Origin of the sequence: Mesorhizobium sp. B2-7-1, assembly GCF_006440735.1 — a bacterium.
GTDB lineage: Bacteria > Pseudomonadota > Alphaproteobacteria > Rhizobiales > Rhizobiaceae > Mesorhizobium.
The window spans coordinates 1-21,672 of the sequence record NZ_VFUA01000043.1 but is presented as its reverse complement, the minus strand read 5'-3'; the positions used below and the strand labels follow the sequence as shown (position 1 = coordinate 21,672).

Here is a 21,672-nt window from a genome sequence, read left to right as displayed (position 1 = left end):
TCGAACTCCTACGACGGGCGAGGCTGCCCGTTCCAAGTCACGATAACCAGGCGAACGCACGCCGTAGGAATTCGCGGCCGTCCTTGGTGACCGGCTCGCCATGCGCCATCACCACATTCTCGGCCGGCCATGAGAGAGCGCGTTCGATGGCCGCGCGGGCGGCCTGCCTGTCGGTGAAGGCGAGGCGGAATTTGCGCGGCACCGACGGTTCGGGCGCCATCATCAAATCGAGCCGCGCGACAATGGCGCGCCAGCCCTTGAACCAGCCGGGGCGGAATTGCTGGATGAGGTCGGTGAACAGCGCGGTGCGGCTCGGATGGTGGAAGAACACCACCTCCGTGGTGATCCGGTTGCCGCGTATCACCACCTGGTCGAGGTCGTCCCTCCATTCCGCGATCGGGGCATCGCCGAGGTCGCCGTCGAAACGGATATCCGGGCGCTTTTCGCGCAGGCCCGGCGGGGCATAGATTTTTGCTTGAGGATAGGCGCTCTGCCAGTCGGCAAGGAAGACGTGATGCAGCGAATTAGGCGGGATGAGAAAGCGCACTTCGCCGAGCGCGGCCAACTCCGCACGCAGATCCTTGCTCAGTGCGACCGGCGACCAGACGAACAGGCCGCCGCCGACCAGGCGGATGACGGCCATGTGCGTCGGGTAGTGGAAGCCGGCTGCGGCGGTGACGACCGGTCCATCGGCGAGCCAGATCCCGGGACCGAACTGCTGCAGGATCATGGTGAACAAACGCCAGCCTTGTTTTACACACGTGTAAATTTACACTAGCGTATAAAAATGACAACACCGAAGCGCACCGACCGGTCCCGGGCCTTGATCCTCGATGCCGCCGACGCCGCTTTTCGCGAGCACGGTTTCGACAACACCGGCATGGAAGAAATCGCGCGACGCGCCGGGCTGACGCGCAAGACCGTCTACAATTTGTTCAGCGCCAAGGAGGAAATCGCGCTGCAGCTGATTGCGCAGGTGGAGGCCGAGTCGGATCCGGCCTACCGCGCCCGCATCGCCGCCAATGAGGACGTCTTCGCCCAGCTCGAGAATGTGCTGAACGACAGCGCCGGCTGGTGCCTGGCCAACCCGTCGCTGGCCAGGCTGGCGCTGGCGCCGGCGGAGCGCCCGTCGCTCGAGCCGCCGCCTGGACGGCCGTCGTTCCAGCGGCTGGTGCGCGACATACTGGTGCTCGGGCAAAGCCAGGGGAAGATACGCGCCGACGAGGACCCGAACTTCATGGCGCTGGTGCTGCTCGGCATCTATGGCCAGGCGATGCTGTCGGCGCTCGCCGGCTTCCCGTTCGGCGCGGACGATATCCGCCGGCTCGTCCGGGTCGTGGCCGAAGGGATCGGCGCTCGGCGGGCCGAGTAGCCGATCAGCTTGCCGGCAAGGCAAACAACCGGCCGCCGGCCGGCACGACGTCGTCGATGCCGGCAAGCCGCAGGCAGTGCCAGGCCATGGCGTGGTTGGAGGAGGTGACGGGAATGCCGATGCGCCGCTCCAGCTCCGCCACCGCCTCGGCGACGCGCAGGCTGGTGCAGGAGATGAAGATCGCTTCGACGCCGGGCACTTGCGCCATGCGCTCGGCCGCCGCCTCGATCGAGGCAAGCGATATGCGCGCCGCCTCGCGGTCGTCGCGCCGGTCGAAGGTGGCGACGGCGGCGATATCGAGGCCGCGGCCACTGAAGTAGCGGACCAGGCCCTGGTTGATCTCGGGCGCATAGGGTGTGAGCAGGCCGATGCCTTTGGCGCCGAGCGCCTTGAAGGCGGCCAAGGCGCCAGTGACCGGCGTGGTGCAGGCGACGCCGGGCCGCGCCTTCCTGATCTCGGCGAAGACGGCTTCCTCGCCAAGCGTCATGGTCGCCGAGGTGCAGCCGAAGCCGACGACGTCGAGCGGGATGCTGGGCAGGATGAGATCCACGGTGGGCGCGATGCGCGGGCCCATGGCCCTCAGCGTCTCCGGCGTGATGTCGTTGTCGTTGAACAGGCGCGCCTCGTAGAAGGCGACGCCGGGAATGCGGACCAGCGCGCGGAACTCATGCTCCAGCGTCTGGTCGGTGGCGAGGATCGCAAGGCCGATCGCCGCGCGCGAGGCGAGGCCGCCGTCGATCTCCGATGGCAATATGCCCAGATCGACCGGTCCCGAGGATTGAGGGCGGGTGGCAGCCGCGCTGACAGACATGGCATTCCCTTTCCTGGTCGACCCCGTCCGGGATCCTGCTCTCAGTTCAAAAGACCGTCCATCGATATGGCCGGCTTGCGGCCGGCAATGAGATCGGCGGTGATGCGGGCCGAGCCGTGCGACATGGTCCAGCCGATATGGCCGTGCCCGGTGTTGAGGTAGAGATTGCGCAAACGCCGCTGGCCGAACTCGGGCAGGTTGTTCGGCGTCATCGGCCTGAGACCCGCCCACATCTCGGCGCGGTCGTAATCGGCGCCTTCGGGATAAAGCTCCTCGGTCACGCCTTTCATGAAGGCGAAGTCGGCCGGCTTGTGGCTGGTGTCGTAGCCGGCGAACTCGGCGGTGGCGGTGACGCGCAGCCGGTCGCCGAAGCGCGAGATGGCGACCAGATTGTGCTCGTCGATCGCGGCGATGGTCGGCGGCGCCGGGCGGTTGCCGACAGGAATGGTCAAGGAATAGCCCTTGATCGGATAGATCGGCAGGCTGATGCCGACCGTCTTGGCGATGAGCGGACTGTAGGAGCCGAGCGCCAGCACATAGGCGTCGCCCTTGACCGCGCCCTTGTCCGTCATCACCTGCGCGACGCCGTCTCTGGAAGTCTCGATGCCGGTGATGGTGGTGCCGGTGCGGATCTCGCCGCCGCGCTCGACCACCTTGGCGGCAAGCGCCCGGGTGAATTTCGCCGGGTCGCCGGTCTCGTCGGTCGGGCAATGGATGCCGCCGGCGATCTTTTCCTTCGCCGAGGCCAGCGACGGGTCGAGTGCGACGATGGCGTCGCGGTCGAGCACCTTGATCAGCTGGCCGTCGGATTCGAGCAGCCGCATATGATCGACGCCTTTGTCGAGCGCCTGCTGGCTGCGATAGAAATAGAGGATGCCGCGATCGTTGCGGTCGTATTCGATCGCCTCGTCTGCGACGACCTCTTGCAGGACGGATTGCGAATAGGCGGCGAGGCGATGCTTGAGCAGCGTGTTGCGCCTGGCCTTCTGCGCCGTGCATTCCATCAGGAAGAGCCACGACCAGCTGTAGAGCCGGGGATCGGCCGAAAGCTTGAAGCGCAGCGCCTGGTCCTTCAGCACCAGCGATTTCAACAGGATCATCGGCGCCCTGGGCGACGACCAGACGAAGGAATGCCCCGGCGCGATCATGCCGGCATTGCCCCAGCTGGTTTCGGCCGCGACCTGGGGCCGGCGCTCGAGGATGACGACCTCGTGCCCGTCCTTCTGCAGCTGGTAAGCCGTGGTGACGCCGACAACGCCGCCACCCAACACGATCACGCGCATGGCGCCTCCAGAGATCGCAAAGTGAGTACACTTTAGAATGGAATTCGCGATCCGCAAGGGGCAGCCTGCGATTGGCAGATCTTTGGGGAGCCGGCGGGGCAGCCCTTCCTCGGGACGCTAAGGATCACGCAGGGAGGCTTTGGGCGAAGGTCCCTCTACGCGGCGGTGTCCGGAAAAAGCCGTGCCAGGCCGCGGGCGGCCACCTCGATGGCATGCGCAGAGCTCAGCGTGATGTGTCTTTCGAGAAGACTTGCTCCATCGGCGGCATCGCGGCGGCGCAAGGCGTCGATGATCGCGTCATGTTCGTGATAGGTGCGGTCGCGTCGCGGCGCGGACTCCAGATCGATACGTCTGAAGAAGCGGATGCGCGCGCAAAGGCCGTCCAGCGCGCCGATCATCTGCGCATTCTTCGACAGTTTTGTCAGCGCCCTATGGAAGCTTTCGTCGGCGACGGCGATCTTCGCCCATGAGCCTTCATCCTTCAGGCTGCTGTGCCTCGTCCAGGCCTCGGCCGCCGCTTTGATCTCGGCGTCGGTCGCCCGTTTACAGGCAAGCACGAAGGCAGCCCGCTCGATCGCCGCGCGAAGTTCATAGAGATCGCGCACCGCTTCCGGCGTCAGTTCGCGAGCGAAAAAACCCTTGTTTGGCACCGCGGTGACAAAACCGTCCCGCTGCAGCCTGTTGAGGGCGGCGCGAACCGGCGTGCGGCTGACCGCCAGCTCGGCGGCGAGCTCGACCTCGTTGATCCTTTCGCCAGGCCGGAATCGGTAGTCTATGGCGAAGTCTTTGATCCGCGCATAGACCCGCTCGACGCTGTCGGCGGCACGCACGGCGCGCGCGCGGTCCGGTGCAGGCTTCTCGTCATCGTTGCGTTTCCTTGCCATTCCCGTCCTCATATTGGCGCCCGCCGAAAGGCAAGCGCCAATATGATACGTTCCGAAAACGCAAAGTGCACTCAGTTGCGCTTAGAGCGTTTTCACCGTTTCATGGAACGGCGAAGCGCTCTATCTCCTTGTTTGTCGCAATTCCCGGATGGAAAACCGCTCACATTTTTCCTGGAATTGCGCTAGTGCGCCAGAGCCTGCTCCAGATCCGCGATCAGATCATCGCCATCCTCGATCCCGCAGGACAGCCGCACCAGCGAATCCGATATGCCGATGGCCGCGCGTTTTTCCGCCGGGATCGAGCCGTGCGTCATCAGCGCGGGATGCTCGATCAGGCTTTCGACGCCGCCCAGGCTTTCGGCCAGCGTGAAGAGCTGGGTGCGTTCGAGGAAGCGCTTCGTTCCCGCCAGATCGCGGTCGAGGTCGACCGAGATCATGCCGCCGAAGGCGTGCATCTGTTGGACGGCGATGGCGTGCTGCGGGTGGCTGGCGAGGCCGGGATAGATGACGCGGCGGACGTCTTTTCGCGTTTCCAGCCATTGCGCTATTTTCAAGCCGTTGGCCGAGTGACGCTCCATCCTGAGCGCCAGGGTCTTGATGCCGCGCAGCGCGAGAAAGCTGTCGAACGGGCCGGAGATGGCGCCGATGGCGTTCTGCAGGAATTTCAATTGCGCCGCGAGGTCCTTGTTGTCGCCGACGACCGCGACGCCGCCGACCATGTCGGAATGGCCGTTCAAATATTTCGTCGTCGAATGCACGACGATGTCGATGCCGAGCTCCAGCGGACGCTGGATATAAGGGCTGCAGAACGTGTTGTCGGCGACGGTGAGCAAGCCCTTGCGTTTGGCCAAGGCCGCGAGCGCTTCGAGATCGACGATGCGCAGCAGCGGGTTGGTCGGCGTCTCGACCCAGAGCAGCTTCGTCTCGGGGCGGATCGCCGCCTCGACCGCGGCAAGGTCGGTGAAGTCGGCAAAACTCACCTCAAGGCCGGCGGAGCGCTTGCGCACGCGCTCCATCAGTCGGAACGAGCCGCCATAGATGTCGTCGGTGGCGACGATGTGGGCGCCGGAGTCGAGCAGCTCGAGCACCGTGCCGATCGCCGCCAGGCCGGAGGCGAAGGCGAAGGCGGCCGAGCCGCTTTCGAGGTCTGCCACGGCGCGCTCGAAGGCGAAGCGCGTCGGGTTCTGGCTGCGGGCATACTCAAAGCCCTTGTGCACCCCGGGCGACTGCTGGCCGTAAGTGGAGGTGGCGTAGATCGGCACCATCACCGCGCCGGTCAGCGGGTCGTGGCTCTGGCCGCCATGGATGGTGCGGGTGGAAAAGGCCAGGCGGTTCTTGCCGTTTGACGTCATTTTGCGCGGCGCCTCAAATGGTTGATCAGGTCGATACGGGTTATCAGGCCAACGAACTCCTCGCCATCGAAGACGATGGCGACCTCGTTGCGGTCGAAGACGGGCAAGAGCGCATCGAGCGTCTGGTTGGCCTGCAGCGTGTGCAGGTTGGACGTCATGGCCGAGCGCACCGGGCCGTTGAAGCGGTCCCAGCGGCCGTCATAGGGGCCGTCGACCTTGGCCAGGATGTCGCTCTCGTCGACGATGCCGATCAGCCTGCCTTCATCCAGCACCGGCAGTTGCGAGACGTCGGAGCGGCGCATGCGGCCATAGGCGTTGAGCAGGCTCTCGTCCGGGCCGACGGTGACGATGTCGCCGGTGCGCGGCGAGCGCATGACGAGGTCGCGCAGATCGCCATGCTGCTCCTGGTCGGCAAGGCCCTGCTCGGCCAGCCAGATATCGTCGAAGACTTTCGACAGATATTTGTTGCCGCTGTCGCAGACGAAGGTGACGACGCGTTTCGGCACCGTCTGCTCGCGGCAATAGCGCAGGGCCGCCGACAACAGCGTGCCCGACGACGAGCCGGCGAGGATGCCTTCGCGCGACAACAGATCACGCACGGCCAGCATGCTCTGCTTGTCGGGAATCGAATAGGCCTTCTTGACCAGCGACAGATCGGCATTGGGCGGCACGAAATCCTCGCCGATGCCTTCGACGGTCCAGCTGCCGGCCTCTTCCATCTTGCCGGTCTTGATCAGCGGCGCCAGCACCGAGCCGACTGGGTCGGCCAGCACCATCTCGGTCTTGGGCGAGTGTTTCGCGAAAAAGCGGCCGAGGCCGGTGAGCGTGCCGCCCGAGCCGACGCCGACCACAACCGCGTCGACATCGCCTTCGAGCTGCGAGAAGATTTCCGGGCCGGTGGTCGTCTCATGCGCCAGCGGGTTGGCCGGGTTGGCGAACTGGTTGGCGTAGAAGGCGCCAGGCAATTCGGCGGCGATCTTCTCGGCCATGTCCTGGTAATATTCGGGATGGCCCTTGCCGACATCGGAGCGGGTCATGCGCACCTCGGCGCCCAAAGCGCGCAGATGCTGGATCTTTTCGCGCGACATCTTGTCGGGCACGACCAGGATGATGCGATAGCCTTTCGGGATGCCTACCTGGGCAAGGCCGAGGCCGGTGTTGCCGGCGGTCGCCTCGACGATGGTGCCGCCGCGCTTCAGCACGCCCGATTTCTCGGCCGCCGCGATCATCGACAGCGCGATGCGGTCCTTGATCGAGCCGCCGGGATTCTGGCTTTCGAGCTTGATGAACAGGCGGCATTTGCCGGTGTCGAATCTGGTCAGCTCGACGATCGGCGTCTGGCCGATCAGGTCGAGCACCGACGCATAAGGCGGCCGCAGCCTCGACAGGTTGGTGTCCGCCCCGCCGGGCGCCGGTTGTCTTTGCTCGCTCATCAGTTGCTCCATGGAAGCAGGTCGATGCGGGTGTTCGCAATCTCGCGCATCCTTGTTGGATCATGATCTTTTCCAAAACCGGTTCCCACTTTTTGGGATCATGCTCTAGCCGCCGCAACCCATTCCGGTTTCGCGGATCGCGCGACGCCGTCTTTTCCAGCCCTTTTCATCTGGAAAGAAGATAGATCGTGCCAATCCGGCGGCGAGTGGAGGAATGGAATTTCAGGCGAGCGTGCGCTTCACGCTTCTCATTTAGGCCGGCGCCAAGTCCCCCCTCTCTGTCCTGCCGGACAGAGAGGGGGGCGACGGATCGCCGACCTCGACGAAAAATCACCCCAGCAGCTGCTTGCCCAGCTTCGCGCATTGCACCCGGATATCCGGGATGGCGTCGATCTCGAAGAAGGTGCCGCGCGTCAGCGGGCCGACGGCGAGCAGCTTCGACGACACCGTGCCGTCGGCCGCGATCAGCTCGCATTTCGCGGTGACATCGAGGCCGAGGCGCAGCGGATCCGGTCGCGCCAGGCCGCGCTCGATCAGCGAGCGCACGACGCCGTTCGACGTCCTCGAAATGTCGCGGGCGATGCCCATGCAATCATAGAGGCGGCCGACCTCCAGGGTCTCGACATCCTGCGTGCCGCGCGGCTGGATCTTCACGACGGAACCGCCATTCGCCTCGACATTCACGACCCTGCCGGCAATGAGGCGGATGCGGCCCGAGCGCACCGCTTCGGTAACGCGCGCGAAGACCTCCGGCGCCATGCGGTGGCGGTGGATGTCCCACCAGGCCTTGGTGTGCTCGACGAAGCGGCGCTTGGCCGAGGACGGCCAGTTCTGCCAGATCGTCTGGTTGAACGGCCTCAGGCCGTCGACCACGTCGCGCCAGTCGCCGCCGGCCTTCTGGGTCTCGCGGATCAGGTTGCGGAACCAGCCGACGAAGTAGGAAAGCTCGGTGCCGAGCGGAATGTCGGCGATATCGAGCTTGATGGGGTTGCCCTTGCGGTGCGGCGACGGCAGCAGGCCGCGCCGCGACACAGCTATGATGGCGCCCGAATGGCCGCGCTGCTGGAGCGACAGGAAGGCGTCGACCATGCTCAAGCCGGTGCCGAGCAGCAGGACGGCGGCCTGCGGATCGAGTTTGGTATCGGCCTCCGATCCCATACGGATGGCTTGGCCCTGGAAGGCGCCGGGCTGCTCGTCATGGCCGGTCGCCAAAACGGCCAGATGCGCGACGACGCTGGTACCGTTGGCCAGGGCCACCTCGACGCCCGACGGGGTTGGCGAGATGGACAGGCTCTCCTCGCGGATCAGCCGCAGACGACCGGTCTCGCGCTCGCGTTCCTCCAGGCCCTCGAGCACGTCCTGCAGATAGCGTGCATAGAGGCTGCGCGGCGCATAGAACGGCCCCTGGTCCGGCTTGGCGAGGCCGCGCTCCAGCACCCAGCGCGCGAAATGGGTGGGGTCGTCGGCATAGGCGCTCATGCCGGAGGCGTTGACGTTGAGCACATGCGCCGAAAGCAGCGTCGAATAGGCCATGCCCTGGCCGAAATGCGGCCGCTTCTCGATCAGCGTGACACGCAAATCCGGATTGGGCGACTTCAACAGATGCGCGGCCAGCACGACACCGCTGGCGCCGCCGCCGACAATGATGATGGAATTGGCGCGTCCAACCATGACTGCTAGCCGGAATTTATCGAGCGATCAGCGCGCGGCGCTCGCCGCGAGCCGCCTCGGCTGCGGGCCGCGAACGATCGCCGGAACGGTCTTCAGAAGGTCGCGCATCGTTCTCTCACTCCCAATGTTGATAAGATTACTATACTAAGCGGGTCGGGCACGAAACCCGGTTTCCAATTCGCCTGCGATTTGAAGCATGGATTTGCCTGAATGGGGCGATGGGAGAATTTTCGTTCGGCCCAGGAGGGGCCGTCCATACATGACGAGCGGAGGGACCAGTGGCACACAGACGTCACCTTCGTGGACGCCTATCCCGGTGCTGCGCGGCGTCGTCATTCCCGCTACCGGAGGCGACACGATCTGGTCCAACACGCATGCCGCCTATGAAAGCCTGCCGGCGCCGCTCAAGCTCCTGGCGGAGAACCTGTGGGCGATTCACAGCAATGCCTATGATTACGCCGCCGTCCGTCCCCGCGCCTCGGCCGAGGAAAGGAAGCATTTCGAGGAGGTCTTCACCTCGACCGTCTACGAAACCGAGCATCCTGTCGTGCGCGTGCATCCGGAGACCGGCGAGCGCTCGCTGCTGCTCGGCAATTTCGTCCAGCGCTTCGTCGGCCTGTCGAAGAGCGACTCGTCAAAACTCTACGAGCTGTTCCAGAGCTATGTGACGACGCCCGAGAACACCGTGCGCTGGCGGTGGCAGGCCGGCGACGTGGCGATCTGGGACAACCGGGCCACGCAGCATTATGCGGTCAACGACTATGGCGCCGAGCACCGGATCGTGCGGCGCGCCACGGTCGACGGCGACGTGCCGGTCAGCGTCGACGGACGCCGCAGCGCCACCCAGGTCAAATCGGCCAAAACGGCGGCAAAAGCGGCTTAAGAGCTGTCGGGCGGCCCCTTCTCCCACAACAAGGGGAGAAGGGGGGCGCCACCGATCAGACGCGCGAGCGGGTCGCCCAGCTGAGCCCGACGATGCCGATCAGCATGGTGACGAGCCCGACATAAAGCCACTGCGTCTGTCCGGTCATGAAGCTGCCCTTGACCAGGCCGAGGCCCTGCAACGACCACAGCGCGCCCAGACCAAGCACAATCAGCGCCAGGACAAACCTGATCAATCGCATCGGCTTGACCCTCTCCGGAAGTCGATCCTGAACGGCAATGGGGACGCGACAAAAGACGCCGAGGAAGCGAAGCAGTACCGCTTCTCTCTACTTGAATCTCGACGGCCGATCTTACCCGGGATGCCCCGGATATCGGACCGATATTCATTGAGAATACGCCCTGTCGGCGTCAGAAATATCATGACAAACTGTTTCGCGGCGACTCCAAACGTGTGCCCTCGCCACGGAACCGCCAGAAGGCTGCCGCATTTCCCGCCTCATTCGGCACTTAACGGCGGGGCCTATCTCTAACGGAGCCACCCCCAAAGCATGAAGAAAACCAACCAGACCGCGCTTGTCGCGGTAACGATCGCGGCTGGCCTGATGGCCGGCGCCTCGTCCGCCTCCTCCGCCGCGCAGTGCGGCCGCGCTTCCTGGTATGCGCTGCATTCCAGAACCGCCTCAGGGGAACGCATGAACCCCTCGGCAATGACCGCCGCCCATCGCACCTTGCCCTTCGGCACCAAGCTCCGGGTCACCAACAAAGACAATGGCCGCAGCGTCGTCGTGCGCATCAACGATCGCGGCCCGTTCGTCAGGGGACGCGTGCTCGATCTCTCCCGCGGCGCCGCCAGCCAGTTGGGCTTCATCGGTTCGGGACACACCGCCGTCTGCATGGCGCGCGTCTAGCCGGCTCTGAATTGAAGACGGAGCATGGTGTCGTCCGAAAACCGCTTCACGCTTTTCGGCACCATGCTGTTGCTATCTGACCATGATCCAAGGCCACCTTCGAGGTTGGGGATCATGGCCGGTGTCCGGCATGAGGGCCGGACACATATCCTTCACATTTCGGCAGCGCACATTGAGCCGGCTCCGCCGTTCGCGACCGATTCCCAACGCTTTGCACCAAAGACGCATTGTTCACGCGACGTGACGTATTGCATCGCAACAATATCTTGTTAACCTCGCCGGGAGACATTCAAGGCTCGGCGCGGTTCGTCGTCCCTTTGGTCGTCGGACGGCAGCGGGGTTCGCGATGTTCTACCAGCTCTACGAATTGAACCATGCGGCGCTGCAGCCGGCCCGGCTCTATGCCGACGCGGTGCGGCTCTTCTATTCAAACCCGCTCAATCCGATTTCCCACACGCCCTTCGGCCGCTCGGTCGCGGCGACCGCGGAGCTCTTCGAGCGCACCACCCGCCGCTACGGCAAGCCGCAATTCGGCCTGGACAAGACCGTGGTCGACTGGAAAAGCGTCGGCGTCACCGAAAAGACCGTCTGGTCGAAGCCGTTCTGCAACCTGATCCGTTTCGAGCGCGCGCTGCCGGCCGGCCGCAAGCCGGACCCGAAGCTGCTCATCGTGGCGCCGATGTCGGGCCATTACGCGACGCTGCTGCGCGGCACGGTCGAGGCGATGCTGCCCCATGCCGACGTGCACATCACCGACTGGGTCGACGCCCGCATGGTGCCGGTGGCGCAAGGCAGCTTCGATCTCGACGACTATATCGACTACGTCATCGACATATTCCATGCGCTCGGTCCCGACACGCATGTGATGGCCGTGTGCCAGCCTTCCGTGCCGGTGCTGGCGGCGGTGGCGCTGATGGAAAAGCGCGGCGATCCCTTCGTGCCCTCGACCATGACGCTGATGGGCGGCCCGGTCGACACGCGCCGCAATCCGACCGCGGTCAATCTCCTGGCCAAGGAAAAGGGCATCGACTGGTTCCGCGACAATGTCGTCATGCAGGCGCCCTGGCCGGTGCCGGGCTTTGGCCGCGTGGTCTATCCAGGTTTCCTGCAGCTTTCGGGCTTCATGAGCATGAATCTCGACCGCCACATCATCGCCCACAAGGACTTCTTCATGCACCTTGTGAAGCATGACGGCGACAGCGCCGAGAAGCACCGCGACTTCTACGACGAATATCTGGCGGTGATGGACCTGACGGCGGAGTTCTACCTGCAGACGGTCGACACCGTGTTCGTGCGCCACGCTTTGCCGAAGGGCGAGATGACGCATCGCGGCGAGCCTGTCGATCCGAAGGCGATCCGCAATGTCGCGCTGCTGACCATCGAGGGCGAGAACGACGACATTTCCGGCCTCGGCCAGACCCATGCCGCGCATGACCTTTGCGTCAACATCCCGGCCGACAAAAAAGCGCATTACATGCAGCCGGCCGTCGGCCATTACGGCGTCTTCAACGGCTCGCGCTTCCGCTCGGAGATCGTGCCGCGCATCGCCGACTTCATTTCGAGCTATGGCCGCCAGCAGCGGGTGGCGGTGAAGCCGAAGCTGGTCCGTTCCGCCAAAAGCTGACGGCCGGAACCCCGGCATCAGCCCTGCCGCCGCCTAAAGCGCTTCACCGTTTCACGCAAACGGCGAACCGCTCTATCTCCTTCTTTTGCGCAATTCCAGACGGAAAACCGTGTCACACTTTTCCTGGAATTGCTCTGGCAGCCGGCGGTGTTGCGGCCATGCCTCTGTTGCGAAACTGCCGCTACGGGATCGTCCAGGTAACCATGCCGCCAAACGGACCGTCGTCTCCAATTGACACGGACTGTAAATCGCCTTTAACGTTTCGTTAATAAAGAACAGGGCGGCGGGGGCAATGACTTCCTCAGCGATGACGCGAATTCTGCGTTTATGTGCAGTCGCAGGGCTGGCGATCTCTGCGCATTGGGCGGTGCCGGCATGGGCGGCAGGCGCGATGGCCACGGGCGGCCTGACATCGCAGCCGATCGGCCATTACGATTTCTGCAAATCGCATCCGAACGAATGCAACATCCATCCGGCCAATCTCGATCCTGCCAGGATGACCGACAGCCTGTGGCGCCGGCTGGTCAGCGTGACCGCCAAGGTCAATGCCGCCGTCAAGCCGATGAGCGATCTCGATCACTACGGCAAGGACGAAGTCTGGGCCTATCCGGATGACGGCTATGGCGACTGCGAGGACTATGTGCTGGAGAAGCGCCGCCAGCTCTACCGCATGGGCATGTCGCTGGCCGACCTTCTGATCACCGTCGTGCGCAAGCCCGACGGCGAAGGCCATTCGGTGCTGACGGTGCGCACCGACAAGGGCGATTACGTGCTCGACAATCTGACCGACAAGGTCAAAGCCTGGGACGCGACCGGCTACCGCTACCTTAAGCGCCAGGCGATCGACAACACCGGACGCTGGGTCTCGATCCGCGACGGCCAGGCGGTGCTGGTCGGCTCGGTGCAGTAGGAAGAGCTGGGCGCACCCTAATTTTCGTCATGTGTGGGCGAAGCGAGGAGCGTAGCGACGCAGCGCAGATCCTAGAATCCATTCCGCGACCTTCGCGCATCGCAGCGATGCAGAACGACCTCTGTCTTGCGCCGTCTTTGCCCTTCGCGCGAGATCACGGAATGGATCCTCGGGTCTGCGCGTCCGCTTCGCTCCCGCTCCGCCCGTGGATGACGAAGTCTCACAACTCCATGAACCATTTCCGCCCGGCCGGCGACACACGGCCGTGGATTGAAACTCAACATGGAGAATTCAAATGACTGCTTTCCTGCGAAACACCCTGCTTGCCGCCGTCGCGGTGTCGGCCCTGACCGGATCCGCCCTGGCGGACGAGACCGTCAAAAGCTGCGCCCAGAAAAACCTCAATGATCTGTGGAGTGGCCATTGCTGTGGCGCCGGCGATGCGAGTTGCATGGGCGGGCACGGTCGCGGCGGCGATCACGACAATGGCGGCCGGGGCAGCACCAACGGCGCGGGCGCCGGCAAGTATTGATCTCGGGCGGCTCCTACGGGCTCAGTTGTGGAGGGCGAAGGCAACGGTCACGCGGCTTCGTCATTCCAGGGCGGAGCAAGGAGCAGAGCGACGCGCGCAGACCCTGGAATCCATTCCGTGAAGTTGAGGCGTTACCGGGATGCAGAATTCTGCTCCGCTGCATCCCCCGGCCAAAGGTCACGGAATGGATCCTCGGGTCTGCGCGTCCGCTTCGCTACCGCTCCGCCCGTGGATGACGAAGTTCGGGCGCTTCGGATAAACCCACCCGTTTGTCATCCTGGCAAACTATCCCCTCAGCGCGGCCCGGACCGTCGCCGTGATTTTCCGCAACTCCGCCTCGTCCAACCTCTCGATGCTTTCGGCCAGAAGGTTGGCCAGCTCGGTCGCCGCCGGCGACAGGCCGGACGTGTCGATCCTAACCCTGGGATGCGAGCTTTCGGCGAGACGGGCGAGATCCTCGGCATCGTCCCAGATGATGTTGAAATAGCCGATGATCTTCTGGATCAGCGTCCAGGTCGGGGCGCCGCGGCGGCCGTGCTCGAGCGCCGACAGATAGGCGGCGCTGACGCCGATGGCCTCGGCCATCGCCTTCTGGCTGACGCCGCGTTCGGCGCGCAGCGCCCTGAGCTTTTCGCCGAACGGGGTCACCTAGGCATCCTCTTGGTCGGCCCGCTCATGCGCGTATCCGCCGCAGCCGCACATAGAGCGCGCCCGAACCGCCGTGGTTGCGGGCGGCGTGATCGTGGCTGGACACAAGATGCCTAAAAGCGGGCGTCGACAGCCAGGCCGGCACGGCGCGGCGCAGGATGCCATCGCCGCCGGAGGACGAACCCTTGCCGGTGATGATCAGCACATAGCGGATGCCGCCGGCATGCGCCCGGTTGAGGAAGGTGAGCAGCAGCGAATAGGCCTCGTCCTGCGTCATGCCGTGCAGGTCGACGCGGCCTTCGAGCGGCAGCCGGCCTTTTTTCAGCTTGTGCAGCGTCTGGTCGTCGAGCGTATGCGAGACATGCGGCGTCTTCGGCTTGGCGGCCACCGCCGCAACGCCGTTGACGGGCGGGCGCGGCGGCTCGGGCGGCGGCTCGACGATGTCGGGGATCTCGACCGCGGTCTTGCCCTTCAGCGGCCGGGCCGAACGCGCCACCAGGTTCCACAGGATGCGGTCGTCGTCGCTCAGATGGTCGTCGCGGCGACTCACCGGGTCGCTCCGTCGAGCAGGCCGCGGGGAACCAGGGCATAAAAATCCGCCGCATTGCGGACGACGCCGGCGATTTCGCCGGCGGCATCGCCGGAGCCGGCGAAGAGATCGCCGCGGGCCGGGCCAGTGATGGCCGAGCCGGTGTCCTGCGCGATCATCAGCCGCCGGAACGGTTTTTCGCCGAAGGCGGTGAGCGTCGGCGCGTCGATATAGAAGGGCGTGCCGAAAGTGTGCAGCAGGCGGTCGACCGCGACCGAGCGCCCAGGCGTCAGCGGCACCTTGGCGGCGGCGATCGGCCCAAGCGCCGCATCGTCGACCGCGGCTTCGCGGAAGAAGATATAGGAGCGGTTTTGCCACAGGATCTCGTCGACGCGATCGGGATGCGCCTTGAACCAGGCGCGGATCGACTGCATCGTCACCTTTTCCAGCGGGATCTCGCCGAGATCGCTCAGGACCTTGCCGGGGCCGGCGAAGCGCTGGCCGGACTTGGCGGCATAGGTGACGCGGGTGAGCCTGCCGTCGGTCATCTTCAGTCTAGCTGCGCCCTGCACATGGACGAAGAAGGCGTCGACCTTTTCGGCGAGCCAGGCGATTTCGAGGTTCTGGCCGGCAAGCGCGCCGCGCTCGATTTCGCCGCGGTCGAAATATTCGGCAGGGCCGGTATCCGTCCGGCGGGCGAAGGCCAGATAGGCATCCATGCCGGCCGGCCGGTTGCCGTCGTCGATGTCGACCAGGTCGGCGGGGCGGGACAGCAGCGGCACGGTGAACCGCTCCGTCCTGACCGGCGAGGCCTCGACTTGCGGTTCATAAAAACCGGTGACGAGACCCGAGCCTCCATTGTCGGGGACGACCAGAGCGGGGACGAAATGCCGTTCGAAGAAGGATCGCGCCTCGAACCGATTCGGCTCCGAAACGGCACGCGCCTGGGCATAGGCATCGGCAAAAGCATTGAAATCGACGCCGAGCGATCCGGTGCGGTAAGGTTTTATCGGCGCGTGGAAGGCCGAGCGGCGAAATGCGGCGAATGCCGCAGCGTGATCATCCCCGCTCCAGCCGGGCAGGTCATCGAACGATTTTTCCCTGAATGTGGAAGAGAGCGGCACGACCGAGCCCCGCCACTTAGAGACGGACGATTTCAGGTCTGTCCGACCTGAAATCTGAATCCGCCTCTAATTCAAAGATATGGAGCATGATGTCATCCGAAAACCGCTCCACACTTTTCGGCATCATGCTCTAGATCAATCTTCTTCTTCGGTGGCGACGAGCTTCCAGTTCGGGTCGCGCGAGCGCGTGTCGCGGGCGAAGGTCCAGACATCCTTGACCTCGGCCACCGTTTCCGGGTCGCCGTCGATGACGGCGCCGGCCTTGTCGCGGGTCGCCGAGATCAGCTCGGAGACGATGCGCAGCGTGAGATGCGCTTCCGAGCCCTTCATTTCGGCGGCGACGATGTCGGCCTTGTCGATGCCGACGAAGGACGACTGGATCTTCTCCGACTTCGCCTCGCGCTCGCCGATCGCGGCGACGAAGCCGTCATAGACCTCGCGCGACAGAAGGTTCTTCAGCGTTTTGCGGTCGCCGTCGGCATAGGCCATGACGATCATCTCATAGGCCATCTTGGCGCCGTCGACGAAGCCCTTGGGCTCGAAGGACGCATCATTGTCCTTGATGGTGCGCAGGCCCTTGTTGAGATCGGTGTCGGGCTTGGCGAAGGCGTCGATATCGGCATAGGTCTCGGCCTCGCCAGGCATGCGCTTGCGCGGCAGCGACACCACATTTTCGGGCTTCTGCGCCGCATCGGCCTCGCGCGTGCGGCTCGCCGAGTAGGGATCGAAGGGCGGACGCTCGTTTCCGGTGCGACGCCCAAGCACGTTACGCAGCTGGAAAAAGATCACAACCGCCGCAATCAGGAAGAAAATCGTGCCGAAGTCGAAGAAACCCATATTTTCCGCCAACTCGAACCCTGTTCTTGCCGGACCGGCTTAACCCGTCGGGGCGGCGGTCGCATAGCGTTCAACACTCAAAGCATATAGAACGGTAGGCGCAATCATTCAAATCAAAGGCAGCCATACCTATCTAAGGGCGCCAAGGCCAGTGGCGATTATCCGCCAGGCCGCAAAACAAGAAAGCGATCGGTCAAGACTTGCGCATTTCGTTCATCCCGCTGTTCCTGCTGTTGCTGCCGCTGCTGGAGATCGCCGGCTTCGTGGTTGTCGGCCGCGAAATCGGCGCTTTGGCGACGGTCGGGCTGGTCATCCTTTCCAGCGTCGCCGGCAGCCTGCTGCTGCGGCATCAGGGTTTCGGCGTCATGACGCGGGTGCGGGCGGAAATGGATGCCGGGCATGATCCCAGCCGCCAGCTCGCGCATGGCGCGATGATCGTGCTGGCGGCGATCCTGTTGATCATCCCGGGCTTCATCACCGACATTTTCGCCATTCTTCTCTTGCTGCCGCCGGTGCGCGACTTCGCCTGGCGCGTGCTAAAGAGCCGCATCGTCATGGCGACCAGCTTCTCGAGCGGCTTTTCGGCGCGCCGGCGCGATACTGTCATCGATCTCGACGACAGCGACTATTCGCGCGACGATTATCCGAACCGGCCGGACCACAATTCGCCCTGGCGGCGGCTGAAGAACGACTAGTCGGATTCTGGCCGGTCGTTCGCGTTGGCAAGTAAGATGCCTTGGAGACTGGCCGAAGCGCCCACTGCGATCGTCATCCACGGGCGGAGCAAGAAGCGAAGCGCGCAGAATGTCGTCCCTGATCCAGACGGCCTCAATGGAAACGATCGTGCGGCGATGCCGGGCTTGCCGACGTCCGAGATTAGCCCGAGCCCACGTGACGTCGTCATACTCGGGCTTGACCCGAGTATCCATGCCGTGACGCATGAGCGCCGCAACGGTGCGGAATTCCGCTCTGCTGCGTCCTACGATCAGGGTCACGGAATGGATTCCAGGGTCTCCGCGACGCTGCTCCGCAGCTGCTCCGCCCTGGAATGACGAGGTTGGGGAGCTTTGGCCAAATCCCCAACGTTTGCACTGTCCTGCTCCTTCTGCCGACAGAGGCGGCAAAACTTGTTTTGTCCAGCAGGCCATGGTAGCGAACCCGCGATTTCAATCCGGTCAGCAGTGCTGCCCAGGCAAAAGGACCAAGGCTCATGGCCAGCAACGATGACGCCGCGACCGGCGCCGCCAACGGCAACGGCACCCAGAACCAGCCGTCGCTCAATGTGCTTGCGCAATATGTGAAGGACCTGTCCTTCGAAAGCCCCGGCGCGCCGAATTCGCTGCGCGGCCGCGACAAGGCGCCTGGCATCGCCATCAATGTCAACGTCAACGCCAACCCGCTCTCGGACAAGCAGTTCGACGTCAATCTGACGCTGAACGCCAAGGCCTCCTTCGACCAGGAAGTGCTGTTCAATGTCGAGCTGGTCTATGGCGGCGTCTTCGCCATCTCGGGCTTCCCGCAGGAGCACATGCTGCCGCTGCTCTTCATCGAATGCCCGCGGCTCCTGTTCCCGTTCGCCCGCCAGATCATCGCCGACGCCACGCGCAATGGCGGCTTCCCGCCGCTGATGCTCGACCCGATCGATTTCGCGCAGATGTTCCAGCAGCGCATCGCCGAGGACCAGGCGGCGGCGAGCAAGGTCCAGGTGAGCTGAGAAGGCGCACCGTCACATCGTATCGAGAGCCCGGCTTCGCGCCGGGCTTTTTTTGTTGGAGATGCTGGCTGTCGCCAACGTTCGCGATTGGCTGAGACGGTCCAGCGATCCATGCCGTGACGCCAAGGGGTTGCAACGGTTACAGAATTCCGCACCGTTGCACTCTGTGGCAGAGGTCACGGCATGGATACTCGGGTCAAGCCCGAGTATGACGAAGGGATGGGCGGTTCGGCTAATCGCGACGGTTGGCGCCAAGAGGGCCCGCTCAGCCCACCGCCACTTTCAGCCACAGCGCCTTTTCGCCGAGCGTCGAAACCAGCCCGGCATGCGCCGCGCGGTCCACCTCGCTCAAGCGCGGCGGCAGGGCGATGGGTCTTGCGCCGACCGAGATGTCGATGTCGGCCACCTCGCCTGAGCCGTTCATCTGCACCGCCACCGCTTCCAGCACGAGCGCCGCCTGCTTGCCGCCGATGAGCTCGATATAGACCTCGGCCAGCAATTCGGAATCGAGCAGCGCGCCGTGCTTGGTGCGGCGCGTGTTGTCGATGCCGTAGCGCCGGCAGAGCGCGTCGAGCGAGTTCGGGCCCATCGGATGCTTGCGGCGCGCCAGCGCCAGCGTGTCGACGATGCGGCCGGGATCGATGGCCGCCTGGTCGAGCCGGCTGAACTCGATGTTGAGGAAGCCGATATCGAAGGTGGCGTTGTGCGCGATCAGCTTGGCGCCGTCGGTAAAGTCCAGCCATTCCTGCGCGATTTCGGCAAAGGTTGGCTTGCCGACAAGGTCGGCGGCGCTGATACCATGCACGGCCTGCGCCTCGGCGTGGATGGCGCGGCCTTGCGGATTGATGAATTTGTGAAAGGTGCGGCCGGTCGGGAAGCGGTTGACCAGCTCGACGCCGCCGAGCTCGATGATGCGGTCGTCGCGCAAATCGAGGCCGGTGGTTTCCGTATCGAAGATGATCTCACGCATTTCGAATCAATCCGCTCCAAAGAGCAGAATCACAAACCAGAACAAAATGGCAATGGGGACTGCTGTCAGCGGACGTCAGGAGCCATGCCGGCCGGACTTATCCCCCGTCAATTCGACGATGACGGCTTCGACCGCTTTTCGCGCCGCCTCGAAACCATGGCCGGTGTCGATGATGAAATCGGCCTGGCGGCGTTTTTCCGCGTCGGGCACCTGCTTGGCGAGGATCGAGGCAAATTTCTCCTCGCTCATGCCTGGCCTAGCGAGCACACGGACGCGCTGGATTTCGGGCGAAGCGGTGACGACCACGACCTTGTCGACGCGGCCGCGGCCGCCCGTTTCGAACAGCAGCGGAATGTCGAGCACGGCGAGCGGCGCACCGGCGGCGCGGTGTTTGGCCAGAAACGCATCGGCGTCGGCGCGCACCAGCGGATGCACGATCGCCTCGAGCTGCTTCAGCGCGGCGGGATCGCCCAGCACTTTTCCGGCGAGCCTGACGCGATCGACCACGCCGGCCTGCGTCGTGCCCGGGAAGGCCGCCTCGACCAGGGGCGCCGCCTTGCCGGAATAAAGCCGATGCACGGTCTCGTCGGAATCATGCACCGGCACGCCCGCCTCGGCGAACATCTTTGCCGTCGCCGACTTGCCCATGCCGATCGATCCGGTAAGGCCGAGCACGATCATCAATGGCCCTCGATGTCGGCGACGATCATGCGCCGCAGCTCGCTCGTGACCTCCGGCTTCCTGCCGAACCAGCGTTCGAAGCCAGGCACAGCCTGATGCAGCAGCATACCGAGCCCGTCGACCGTCTTGAGGCCGCGCGCCCTGGCGGCGGCAAGCAAAGGCGTCTCGAGCGGCACATAGACAATGTCGGTGACAACGGCGTGGTCCGGCAACCCGCTCGGATCGGCGGCGAGGGCTTCGTTGCCATGCATGCCGAGCGCCGTGGTGTTGACCAGCAGGCCGGCGTCGCCGAGCAGCTCGCCGAGCGCATCGGCGCCATGCGCCGAGATGCCGGCGCCAAAGTGGCGCCCGAGTTCCTCGGCGCGGGCGAGCGTCCGGTTGACGATGCGGATATCCGTCACCCCGCGCTCCTTCAAGGCATGGATGACCGCGCGGGAAGCGCCGCCGGCGCCAAGCACCACGGCCGGGCCATTGGCCGCCCATCCAAGCGCATATTGGTCGAGATTGGCGGCAAAGCCGTAGCCGTCGGTGTTGCCGCCCCAGAGAAGCCCATCCTCGAGCCACAATGTGTTGACCGCGCCGATTTCATCGGCCGCATGGTCCCGGCGGTCGACGCCGGCGAAAGCGGCTTCCTTGTGCGGGATGGTGACATTGCCGCCGCGATAGCCGTCCGCGCCGAGAGATTTCAGGAAAGCGGCGAAATCCACCGGCGCGACGTCGAGCGCCCGGTAGCTGCCGTCGATGCCGTATTTGGCCAGCCAGTGGCCGTGGATCTTCGGCGAGCGCGAATGCGCGATCGGATGTCCGGTGACGAAGGCCTTTTTCTCAGCCATCGATGGCTCCCAACGCGCGCAGCTCCTTCAGCACCGGCAGCAGCGGCAGACCGACGATGGTCAAATAATCGCCCTCGATCTTGTCGAACAGCTGGATGCCTTCGCCCTCGATCTGATAGGCGCCGACGCTGGACAGCGCCTTGGCGCCGACGCGCGCGAGATGGCGGCCGATGAAGGCGGGATCGAGCTTGCGCATGGTGAGGCTCACAACGCCGACATGGCGCCACAGCACAGCGCCGTCGCGGCAAAGCACGGCGGCGCTGTTCAATTGATGCGTCTTGTCCGAGAGCGCAAGCAGGTGGTGGCGCGCGCCTTCCATGTCGGCAGGCTTATGAAAGACCTCGTCGCCGAGCGACAGCGTCTGGTCGCAGCCGAGCACCAGCGCGCCTGGCCTGCGCTCGCTGACCTCGGTCGCCTTGGCCTCGGCCAGGATCGAGGCGACGTCCTCCGGCGAGGCGCCGCTGTCCTTCAGCGGGGCCTCCAGCGCGCGCTCGTCGACATTTGCCGGCACCGCCTCGATGTCGAGGCCGGCATTGACGAGCATCGCCTTGCGGTACGGGCTGCCCGAAGCGAGGATAATTTTTTCCGGCATGATGGCTCATCCAACGGTTGCGATCCGTCCAGCACCCCTCATCCGTCTCGGCGCTACGGCGCCGATCCACCTTCTCCCA

The 21,672-nt window shown here is 64.5% G+C and carries 23 protein-coding genes and 1 pseudogene; 8 read left to right on the top strand and 16 right to left on the bottom strand.

The annotated features are described in order from the left end of the window. Nucleotides 1-37: 37 nt before the first annotated feature. Nucleotides 38-730 (bottom strand): DUF4336 domain-containing protein, encoded by a 693-nt coding sequence (locus FJ471_RS17385; protein ID WP_140805171.1) that lies wholly within the window; start codon nt 728-730, stop codon nt 38-40. 57 nt (nt 731-787) lie between these two features. Here FJ471_RS17385 and FJ471_RS17380 point away from each other — a divergent pair, with 57 nt between their 5' ends. Further along, nucleotides 788-1,372 (top strand): TetR/AcrR family transcriptional regulator, encoded by a 585-nt coding sequence (locus FJ471_RS17380; protein ID WP_140805120.1) that lies wholly within the window; start codon nt 788-790, stop codon nt 1,370-1,372. A 4-nt stretch (nt 1,373-1,376) separates the two neighbouring features. Here FJ471_RS17380 and FJ471_RS17375 read toward each other — a convergent pair whose 3' ends face one another. The 6 genes from FJ471_RS17375 to FJ471_RS17350 all read right to left on the bottom strand — a co-directional run bounded on the left by FJ471_RS17375 (nt 1,377) and on the right by FJ471_RS17350 (nt 8,806). Next, nucleotides 1,377-2,183, bottom strand: coding sequence for an aspartate/glutamate racemase family protein (locus FJ471_RS17375; RefSeq protein ID WP_140805118.1), 807 nt, complete (start codon nt 2,181-2,183; stop codon nt 1,377-1,379). Nucleotides 2,184-2,224: 41 nt separating this feature from the next. Next, on the bottom strand, nt 2,225-3,466 hold the full coding sequence (locus FJ471_RS17370; RefSeq protein WP_140805116.1) for a D-amino acid dehydrogenase: 1,242 nt from the start codon (nt 3,464-3,466) through the stop codon (nt 2,225-2,227). 155 nt (nt 3,467-3,621) lie between these two features. Beyond that, nucleotides 3,622-4,350 carry a GntR family transcriptional regulator gene (locus FJ471_RS17365; protein ID WP_140805114.1) on the bottom strand — a complete coding sequence of 243 codons (729 nt, stop codon included), beginning with the start codon at nt 4,348-4,350 and terminating at the stop codon, nt 3,622-3,624. A gap of 182 nt (nt 4,351-4,532) precedes the next feature. After that, nucleotides 4,533-5,702, bottom strand: a complete 1,170-nt coding sequence (locus FJ471_RS17360) for a cystathionine gamma-synthase (RefSeq protein WP_140805112.1) — start codon at nt 5,700-5,702, stop codon at nt 4,533-4,535. Then, nucleotides 5,699-7,135, bottom strand: coding sequence for a pyridoxal-phosphate dependent enzyme (locus FJ471_RS17355; protein ID WP_140805110.1), 1,437 nt, complete (start codon nt 7,133-7,135; stop codon nt 5,699-5,701). Before FJ471_RS17355 ends, FJ471_RS17360 begins: the two co-directional genes overlap by 4 nt. Nucleotides 7,136-7,465: 330 nt before the next feature. Beyond that, nucleotides 7,466-8,806, bottom strand: coding sequence for an FAD/NAD(P)-binding protein (locus tag FJ471_RS17350; RefSeq protein WP_140805109.1), 1,341 nt, complete (start codon nt 8,804-8,806; stop codon nt 7,466-7,468). Between the two features lie 273 nt (nt 8,807-9,079). Between FJ471_RS17350 and FJ471_RS17345 the strand changes: the two are divergent. Next, a pseudogene (locus tag FJ471_RS17345) lies at nt 9,080-9,689 on the top strand (TauD/TfdA family dioxygenase); the annotation flags it as partial. A gap of 55 nt (nt 9,690-9,744) precedes the next feature. On the opposite strand, the gene FJ471_RS17340 reads toward FJ471_RS17345, so the two are convergent. Next, a complete protein-coding gene (locus FJ471_RS17340) occupies nt 9,745-9,930 on the bottom strand; it encodes a hypothetical protein (RefSeq protein WP_140805107.1) in 186 nt (61 codons plus the stop codon). A gap of 309 nt (nt 9,931-10,239) precedes the next feature. On the opposite strand from FJ471_RS17340, the gene FJ471_RS17335 reads away from it, so the two are divergent. From FJ471_RS17335 to FJ471_RS17320, 4 genes are all read left to right on the top strand, one after another. Next, nucleotides 10,240-10,599, top strand: a complete 360-nt coding sequence (locus tag FJ471_RS17335; protein ID WP_140805105.1) for a septal ring lytic transglycosylase RlpA family protein — start codon at nt 10,240-10,242, stop codon at nt 10,597-10,599. Nucleotides 10,600-10,945: 346 nt separating this feature from the next. Next, nucleotides 10,946-12,223 carry a polyhydroxyalkanoate depolymerase gene (locus tag FJ471_RS17330; RefSeq protein ID WP_140805103.1) on the top strand — a complete coding sequence of 426 codons (1,278 nt, stop codon included), beginning with the start codon at nt 10,946-10,948 and terminating at the stop codon, nt 12,221-12,223. A gap of 292 nt (nt 12,224-12,515) precedes the next feature. Then, the gene (locus FJ471_RS17325; protein WP_140805101.1) at nt 12,516-13,133 is read left to right on the top strand and encodes a transglutaminase-like cysteine peptidase; all 618 of its coding nucleotides are present in this window, start codon (nt 12,516-12,518) and stop codon (nt 13,131-13,133) included. Between the two features lie 295 nt (nt 13,134-13,428). After that, a complete protein-coding gene (locus FJ471_RS17320) occupies nt 13,429-13,665 on the top strand; it encodes a hypothetical protein (RefSeq protein WP_140805099.1) in 237 nt (78 codons plus the stop codon). Between the two features lie 285 nt (nt 13,666-13,950). Here the strand turns inward: FJ471_RS17320 and FJ471_RS17315 are convergent, their stop codons facing one another. From FJ471_RS17315 to FJ471_RS17300, 4 genes are all read right to left on the bottom strand, one after another. Next, nucleotides 13,951-14,313 carry a helix-turn-helix transcriptional regulator gene (locus FJ471_RS17315; protein WP_140805097.1) on the bottom strand — a complete coding sequence of 121 codons (363 nt, stop codon included), beginning with the start codon at nt 14,311-14,313 and terminating at the stop codon, nt 13,951-13,953. A gap of 25 nt (nt 14,314-14,338) precedes the next feature. After that, nucleotides 14,339-14,863 carry a Smr/MutS family protein gene (locus FJ471_RS17310; protein WP_140805095.1) on the bottom strand — a complete coding sequence of 175 codons (525 nt, stop codon included), beginning with the start codon at nt 14,861-14,863 and terminating at the stop codon, nt 14,339-14,341. Further along, complete coding sequence (locus FJ471_RS17305) at nt 14,860-15,966, bottom strand: murein transglycosylase A (RefSeq protein WP_140805093.1); 1,107 nt, start codon at nt 15,964-15,966, stop codon at nt 14,860-14,862. The genes FJ471_RS17310 and FJ471_RS17305 overlap by 4 nt, the downstream gene beginning before the upstream one ends. A 135-nt stretch (nt 15,967-16,101) precedes the next feature. Further along, complete coding sequence (locus tag FJ471_RS17300; protein ID WP_140805091.1) at nt 16,102-16,803, bottom strand: Tim44/TimA family putative adaptor protein; 702 nt, start codon at nt 16,801-16,803, stop codon at nt 16,102-16,104. A gap of 200 nt (nt 16,804-17,003) precedes the next feature. On the opposite strand from FJ471_RS17300, the gene FJ471_RS17295 reads away from it, so the two are divergent. Then, on the top strand, nt 17,004-17,498 hold the full coding sequence (locus FJ471_RS17295) for an FxsA family protein (RefSeq protein WP_140805089.1): 495 nt from the start codon (nt 17,004-17,006) through the stop codon (nt 17,496-17,498). A 515-nt stretch (nt 17,499-18,013) separates the two neighbouring features. Beyond that, the gene (secB, locus tag FJ471_RS17290) at nt 18,014-18,517 is read left to right on the top strand and encodes a protein-export chaperone SecB (protein ID WP_040986315.1); all 504 of its coding nucleotides are present in this window, start codon (nt 18,014-18,016) and stop codon (nt 18,515-18,517) included. 265 nt (nt 18,518-18,782) lie between these two features. On the opposite strand, the gene dnaQ is transcribed toward secB, so the two are convergent. The 4 genes from dnaQ to FJ471_RS17270 all read right to left on the bottom strand — a co-directional run bounded on the left by dnaQ (nt 18,783) and on the right by FJ471_RS17270 (nt 21,593). Next, nucleotides 18,783-19,487, bottom strand: coding sequence for a DNA polymerase III subunit epsilon (dnaQ, locus tag FJ471_RS17285; protein WP_140805087.1), 705 nt, complete (start codon nt 19,485-19,487; stop codon nt 18,783-18,785). Nucleotides 19,488-19,562: 75 nt separating this feature from the next. Further along, nucleotides 19,563-20,168, bottom strand: coding sequence for a dephospho-CoA kinase (coaE, locus tag FJ471_RS17280; RefSeq protein ID WP_140805086.1), 606 nt, complete (start codon nt 20,166-20,168; stop codon nt 19,563-19,565). Further along, the gene (locus tag FJ471_RS17275) at nt 20,168-21,001 is read right to left on the bottom strand and encodes a shikimate dehydrogenase (RefSeq protein WP_140805085.1); all 834 of its coding nucleotides are present in this window, start codon (nt 20,999-21,001) and stop codon (nt 20,168-20,170) included. The genes coaE and FJ471_RS17275 overlap by 1 nt, the downstream gene beginning before the upstream one ends. After that, nucleotides 20,994-21,593 (bottom strand): Maf-like protein, encoded by a 600-nt coding sequence (locus FJ471_RS17270; protein ID WP_140805084.1) that lies wholly within the window; start codon nt 21,591-21,593, stop codon nt 20,994-20,996. The genes FJ471_RS17275 and FJ471_RS17270 overlap by 8 nt, the downstream gene beginning before the upstream one ends. Nucleotides 21,594-21,672 lie beyond the last annotated feature (79 nt).